Origin of the sequence: uncultured Campylobacter sp. (assembly GCF_938045205.1) — a bacterium.
Taxonomy (GTDB): domain Bacteria; phylum Campylobacterota; class Campylobacteria; order Campylobacterales; family Campylobacteraceae; genus Campylobacter_B.
The window spans coordinates 1-6563 of sequence record NZ_CALIMY010000048.1 but is presented as its reverse complement, the minus strand read 5'-3'; the positions used below and the strand labels follow the sequence as shown (position 1 = coordinate 6563).

Here is a 6563-nt window from a genome sequence, read left to right as displayed (position 1 = left end):
TTTGCGGATTTCATACCCTCTCCGAGCGACATCTCGCAGGAGCTTAAAATCGTTTCGGCGGCGGATCTGCAAGGCACTCTAAACGGCACGGATGAAATTTCAAATCTTGCGGATGAAATTTCGGATTTAAATTTAAATCGCGCCGCAGATGAAATTTCAAATTTAAACCCTGCCGCCGCGGATAAAATTTTAAATTCCAAAGAGGCTGGTTTTGAAAAATCCCGCACGATCTTAATTAGCGCTATCGCCAAGCCTTGGCGCTTGCAAGAGTTTTTACCGCTCGCAAAAGCCCACGCATTTTTCCCCGATCATTATGATTTCAAAAAAGAGCAGATTTTAGAGCTGCTAAGGCGCGAGGACGCGGAGCATATCCTATGCACGGCGAAAGATTACGTGAAATTAAGGGATTTGAGCGCGGAAATTTCGGTGATTTTGCTAAATTTAAAGCTAAGCGAAAACTTTATCCGCAAAATTCAAAACTACATAAACCAAGCTATGATAAAATAAGGTTTTAAAGGAATTTTATGATAAAAAAGAGCAAAACCGCCGAAGTCATCATCTCCGCGCTGCCCTATATCCGTAAATTTAGAGATAAAATTTTCGTCGTCAAATACGGCGGCGCGGCGCAAACCGACGATACGCTCAAGCTTGATTTTGCCCGTGACATCGTGCTTTTGCATATGGTCGGCATCAAGATCATCGTCGTGCACGGCGGCGGCAAAAAGATCAATCAGACCCTGGATAAGATCGGCGTGAAGAGCGAATTTTGCGATGGACTTCGCGTAACGAGTAAAGACGCGATCGAAATTACCGAGATGGTGTTAAGCGGCGCGGTAAATAAAGAGATCACGGCGCTTTTGAACCAAAACGGCGCGCCCGCGATCGGCATCAGCGGCAAGGACGGCGGGCTTTTGAGGGCAAAATTCCTCGATGAGAAAAAATACGGCTTCGTAGGCGAGATCACCGAGGTAAATACCAAGCTGATAAACGACCTGCTACAAAAGGACTATCTGCCGGTAATCGCCCCGCTTGCGGGCGGCGAGACGGACGAAAACATGAGCTTTAATATCAACGCCGATCTCTGCGCCAGTAGGATCGCAGCTGCGCTAAAAGCGAGCAAGGCGATATTTTTAAGCGACATTGACGGCGTGCTCGATAAAGAGGGAAATTTAATCAGCAAGCTCGATGCCGCGCTCATTTCGAAACTCAAAAAAGACGGCACGATCGCAGGCGGCATGATCCCCAAAGTCGATGCGTGCCTGCAGTGCGTGCGAAACGGCGCAAGTGCCGCGCATATCATAAATGGCAAAATTCCGCACTCGATCCTGCTTGAGCTTTTCACGGACGGCGGTATAGGAAGTTTGATAAAGGAAGAAATTTAGGCGCGAGGCGGATGCAGCAGGCTTAAAACCGCAATGCCGCAAGTCCGTGCAAGCAGTGTAAGCGATCAAATTTAAAGCGCCTAGGCGGGCGTAAATTTTAAAATTTTAAAAAGGAAAAAGATGAAACTGGTTTCTACGAGAGATTTTTCGCAAAAAGCGGATCTTAGCTACGCGCTGCTAAATCCGAGCGCGAGCGGCGGCGGGCTTTTCAGCCCCGAGCGGATGCCGCTTTTGAGCGAGGATTTTTTTAAGCATTGCGAGGATCTGAGCTACAAACAGATCGCGCTTAAAATCATCGAGAGTTTTGATTTTGACGTAAGCAGCGAGGTCTTTGAAGACGCGCTAAAGCGCTACGATAAATTTGAAAACCCCGCTTGCCCCGTCCAGATCAAAAAGCTAAGCGAAAACGCCTATATTTTGGAGCTTTACCACGGCCCGACGCTTGCGTTTAAAGATATGGCGCTGCAGCCCTTTGGCGCGCTTTTAAAGAGCATCGCAAAATCCAGGAATGAAAAATTTTTAATAATGTGCGCCACGAGCGGCGACACGGGGCCTGCGACGCTGGAGGCCTTTGCGGACGATGAAAACATCAAAGCGGTCTGCCTCTACCCGCAGGGCGGCACGAGCGAGATACAGCGCCAGCAGATGGTAAAGCAAAGCGCGGCAAATCTTAAAATTTTAGGCGTGCGCGGCAACTTCGACGATACGCAACGCGCGCTAAAATCGCTGCTAGCTGACGATGATTTCAGAAACGAGCTCGCGCGAGCAAATTTAAATCTAAGCGCCGCAAACTCCGTAAATTTCGGCAGGATTTTATTTCAAATCATCTACTACCTCTACGCTAGCATCTATTTCTCGAAGCACGGCGTATTGAGCCCCGAGCAAAATTTAAAGCAAAGCGATCAGTGCACGGCGTGCAGTCAAAATTTAGACGCTGCGACAAGCGCAAACAGCGCGCAGAGCGTAAAACAGGGCTCTAAATTTAATACTTTCGACGTCATAGTGCCTAGCGGAAATTTCGGCAACGCGCTGGGAGCGTATTTCGCCAAAAAAATGGGCGCAAAGATCGGCAAAATTAAGATCGCTTCAAACGCGAACAATATCCTGACCGAGCTTTTTACGCGCGGCATCTACGATCTGCGAAAGCGTGAGCTCATCCGCACGATCAGCCCTGCGATGGATATTTTAGTTAGCTCCAACGTCGAGCGGCTGCTTAGCGATCAATTCGGCGATGCGCGCACGAGCGAGCTGATGCAAAGCCTGGCGCGAGATAAATTTTATAAGCTTAGCGCGAGCGAGCTTGCGAAGCTGCAGGAGATTTTTGAGGCGGATTTTTGCGACGATACGCAGTGCGCTAAATTTATCAAGCAAGAAAGTGAGCACGGCGTGCTGATCGATCCGCACACGGCGACCTGCTTTAAGCTACTTGACGAAAGCCGCCTAAATCTCGTCATTTCAACCGCGAAGTGGATTAAATTTACGCCGTCGATGATCGGCGCGATCAAAGGCAGGGCTTGCGAAGACGAGCGAGCCGATATGATCGCGCTTTCGAAGGAATTTCGCAGCGACATTCCGCCGCAGATCTCGCGCCTTTTTAGCGCGCCGCAGGTACACTCCAGCGTCGTGGAACAAAGCGAGATCAAAAACGCCATAATGGAGTGGATCAAAAAATGATAGTAATCCCCGCGCGCCTTGCTTCGACGCGCTTTAAAAATAAAATTTTATGTGAGTTTGGCGGCGTGCCGATGTTTATCAAAACGGCTCAAAATGCCGCAAAGGCGGACCGCGTGCTAATCGCTGTGGATGAACCGCAAATTTTAAAAATCGCGCAAGATTACGGCTTTGACGCCGTTCTTACCGCGCGCGAGCATCAAAGCGGCACCGATCGCATCGCTGAAGCGGTCGCAAACGCAGCTCTTGCGGAGGATGAGATCATCATCAATATCCAAGCCGACGAGCCCTTTTTTGAGAGTGAAAATTTGATTAAATTTAAAGATTTCGCCAACGCCATGATCGCGCAAAAGGGCGCATTTATGGCGAGCTGCTACAAATATATAAGCCAGGAGGCGGCAGGGGATCCGAATTTAGTCAAGCTCGTGCTCGACAACGCAGGCTTTGCGATCTATTTTTCGCGCTCGCTCATCCCTTACCCGCGCGCGGCATGCGAGTGCTACCTCGGACACATCGGCATCTACGCATACAGCGTGCGAAATTTAAAGCGCTTTTGCGCCCTGCCCGCCTCGGTGCTGGAAGATACCGAAAAACTCGAGCAGCTTCGCGCCATAAGCGCCGGCGAAAAGATCGCGATGCTAGGTATCGAGACTGCGAGCATCGGTATCGACACGCCGGCTGATTACGAGCGCGCGCTAAAGGAGTTCGGCAATGGAAATTGATCGCGCCTTTTTAAACATGAAATTTAAAGCGAACGGACCCACAAAATTTAACGATAATAGGCTGTGCGGCACAGTATTTGGGGTGCACAGACCTGCCGCGGAGCGTAAAATTCTAACGCGACGTAAAATTTTAGCGGAGCGCGGAATTTTAAAATTTAAAGATGCGAGCGCAAGATGAACTACGATGAATACAGATCCGCAGTAGATACGCTAAATGCGTGGGCGCGAGCATATTACACCGACGATAAGCCGATCGCGAGCGACGAGGAGTACGACGAGCTTTATTCGCAAGCGGAGAAATTCGAGGAGCAAAATCCCGAGCTCGCGCTGCCCTACTCGCCTACGCGGCGCATCGGAGGCTCGATCAGCGAGGGCTTTTCTAAGCTCGCTCACGGCGCGCAGATGTGGTCGATGGAGGATATTTTCGACGATGCGGACCTTTTGGCGTGGCTAGCTCGCGGCGAGAAGAGCAGCGCGCAGTTTTACGTCGAGCCGAAATTTGACGGCGCAAGCTTAAATCTAACTTACGAAGGCGGCGTGCTGATAAGCGCGGCGACGCGCGGCGACGGGCTTATAGGCGAGGACGTGACGCAAAACGCAAGAGCGATCAAATCGGTGCCGCTTCAGATCCCCTACGCGCAAAGGATCGAGATCCGCGGCGAGACGCTGATCGCAAAGAGCGATTTTGACGCGCTAAACGACGAGCGCGCCGCAAACGGCGAGAGTCTGTTTTCAAACCCGCGCAACGCCGCCGCGGGAAGCCTGCGCCAGCTAGATAGCGCAATCGTAGCGAAGCGGAAGCTAAAATTTATCCCGTGGGGGGTGGGCGAGCATTCGTTAAACTTTGCGCTGCACTCGCAGATAATGGAGTTCGTACGCAGCCTAGGTTTCTTACGCGACGAGTTTTGCCGCATCTGCTCGGATATAAGCGAGATTAGGAGCGCGTACGAGGCGCTGCATAGCATGCGCGCAAGCAAAGATCTGATGCTAGACGGCATGGTAATCCGCGTAAACGAGCTTTCAAAGTGCGTGCAGATGGGCTATACGGTGAAATTCCCGCGCTTTATGGTCGCGTATAAATTTCCCGCGGTCGAAAAGGTAACGCGGCTGCGCGAGATCAATCTGCAGGTCGGTCGTACCGGCGCAGTCACCCCCGTAGCCGTCGTAGATAGCGTAAATATCGACGGCGCGAACGTTTCAAACGCGACGCTTCATAATTTCGACGAGATCGCGCGGCTGGGGCTGATGAAAAACGATTTCGTGGGCATCATCCGCAGCGGCGACGTGATCCCGAAGATCACGAGCGTTTACAAACAGCGCAGAGACGGCACGCAGAGTGAAATTTCGCGCCCGGGTCGCTGCCCGGTTTGTGGCGAGAAGCTACTTGACGAAGGCGCGCTCATAAAGTGTCAAAACCTCGATTGCAAGGCGCGTGTGATAGGCTCGCTGATCTATTTCTGCTCCAAAAAATGCATGAATATCGAAGGGCTAAGCGACGCGACGATTACGCAGCTTTTTGAAAGCGGCAAAATTTCAAAGATCGGCGATATTTACGCCCTCAGCGCGCAGGATTTGGCGGATCTCGAGGGCTTTGCGGATAAAAAAATTTCAAATCTTTTGGGTGCGATAAATGCGAGCAAAAACGCGCCGCTTGAGCGCTTCATCGCTTCTTTGGGGATCGAACACATCGGCGAGGTGGCCGCGCGCAAGATCGCTGCGGCATTCGGGCAGGATTGGCTGGATGCGAACGAGGATGAAATTTTGCGGCTGGAGGGCTTTGGAGAGGCGATGGCGAGGAGCCTAGCGGAGTTTTGCAAGATAAATCGCGAAAAAATTCTAAATTTAAGCGAAATCATCACGCCGCGCGCGCCCCAGATGCAGACCACTAAAAGCGTCTTCACGGGCCGCAGCGTCGTCATCACCGGCACGCTCAGCCGTCCGCGCGACGAGTTTAAGGCCAGGCTTTTGGCTATGGGCGCGAAGGTGCAGGGCTCGGTATCTGCCAAGACTGACTTCATGCTCGCAGGCACAGAAGCGGGCTCCAAGCTGCAAAAAGCCCGCTCGCTTGGCGTGCGGGTGATTGACGAGAGCGAGTTTGAAGCACTCGCGAGCTTGGCGACGACCGGTGCGAATTCACCTAGCAAGAGCGAGCCTGAAGCGCTTGCAGGGAGCGGCGAGTGAAGGTTTTTTGCTGGGTGCCGAACCCACACGCAAACGGCGCGGGGTTAAATTTTAAAAGTGACTTTCGTCCTGCGGCGCTTGCGTGTTTTACGAAGTGCGAGAATTTTAAAAATTTTAAAGAGTGTGAGGAGGCGGTAAATTTGCTGCTAGAAGCGAGGATAGCAAATCGAGCGGTCAATGTAAGATCGCTGGGCTTTAAGGCGCGTGCAAAAGCGGCAGACCGAGAGGCGATTTCTGCTAGGCGGGCGGGCTCCGGCTGCCCCGGTGCTAAAACGGCGGGTACGATGCCGATAGATGTTGTGGGTGCAAGTAAGAATATCTCAAATTTTGCGCCGCTCAAACACTGCGCCGATAGGAAAAATTTTAAAATTTTCGCTAGCGACGAGATAAAATTTGCAACGCACGGCGAGCTAAAATTTACAATGCGCGGTATGGCTAAATTTGCGGCACGGCGCGGACTAAAGTTTGAGCCTTGCGGTACTGCTGCGCACAATTTTGCTATGCGCGATAAAATTTTAAGCTCAAGGCCACGCAAAAGCCGCGCAAGCTTTAAAATTTCATAGCAGCCGCATGAGAAAAGAGCTATTGCGATCCGTGGCCATTAAAC

Annotated in this window: 7 protein-coding genes; all 7 read left to right on the top strand. The window is 51.5% G+C overall.

What is annotated here, in order from left to right; genetic code table 11:
* The coding region (locus Q0198_RS03040) for a tetraacyldisaccharide 4'-kinase (RefSeq protein ID WP_297894805.1) at window positions 1-507 on the top strand (507 nt) is incomplete at its 5' end.
* A 17-nt stretch (window positions 508-524) separates the two neighbouring features.
* A complete protein-coding gene (gene argB, locus Q0198_RS03035; RefSeq protein ID WP_297894803.1) occupies window positions 525-1382 on the top strand; it encodes an acetylglutamate kinase in 858 nt (285 codons plus the stop codon).
* Window positions 1383-1502: 120 nt separating this feature from the next.
* On the top strand, window positions 1503-3056 hold the full coding sequence (thrC, locus tag Q0198_RS03030) for a threonine synthase (RefSeq protein ID WP_297894800.1): 1554 nt from the start codon (window positions 1503-1505) through the stop codon (window positions 3054-3056).
* Complete coding sequence (gene kdsB / locus Q0198_RS03025) at window positions 3053-3775, top strand: 3-deoxy-manno-octulosonate cytidylyltransferase (RefSeq protein WP_297894797.1); 723 nt, start codon at window positions 3053-3055, stop codon at window positions 3773-3775. Before thrC ends, kdsB begins: the two co-directional genes overlap by 4 nt.
* Entirely contained in the window at window positions 3765-3953 is a 189-nt protein-coding gene (locus tag Q0198_RS03020; protein WP_297894794.1) for a hypothetical protein, read from the top strand. Before kdsB ends, Q0198_RS03020 begins: the two co-directional genes overlap by 11 nt.
* Window positions 3950-5956, top strand: a complete 2007-nt coding sequence (ligA, locus tag Q0198_RS03015) for an NAD-dependent DNA ligase LigA (RefSeq protein WP_297894793.1) — start codon at window positions 3950-3952, stop codon at window positions 5954-5956. The genes Q0198_RS03020 and ligA overlap by 4 nt, the downstream gene beginning before the upstream one ends.
* Window positions 5953-6519: a hypothetical protein gene (locus tag Q0198_RS03010; protein ID WP_297894792.1), complete on the top strand. Its 567-nt coding sequence runs from the start codon at window positions 5953-5955 to the stop codon at window positions 6517-6519. The genes ligA and Q0198_RS03010 overlap by 4 nt, the downstream gene beginning before the upstream one ends.
* The last annotated feature ends 44 nt before the right edge of the window (window positions 6520-6563 follow it).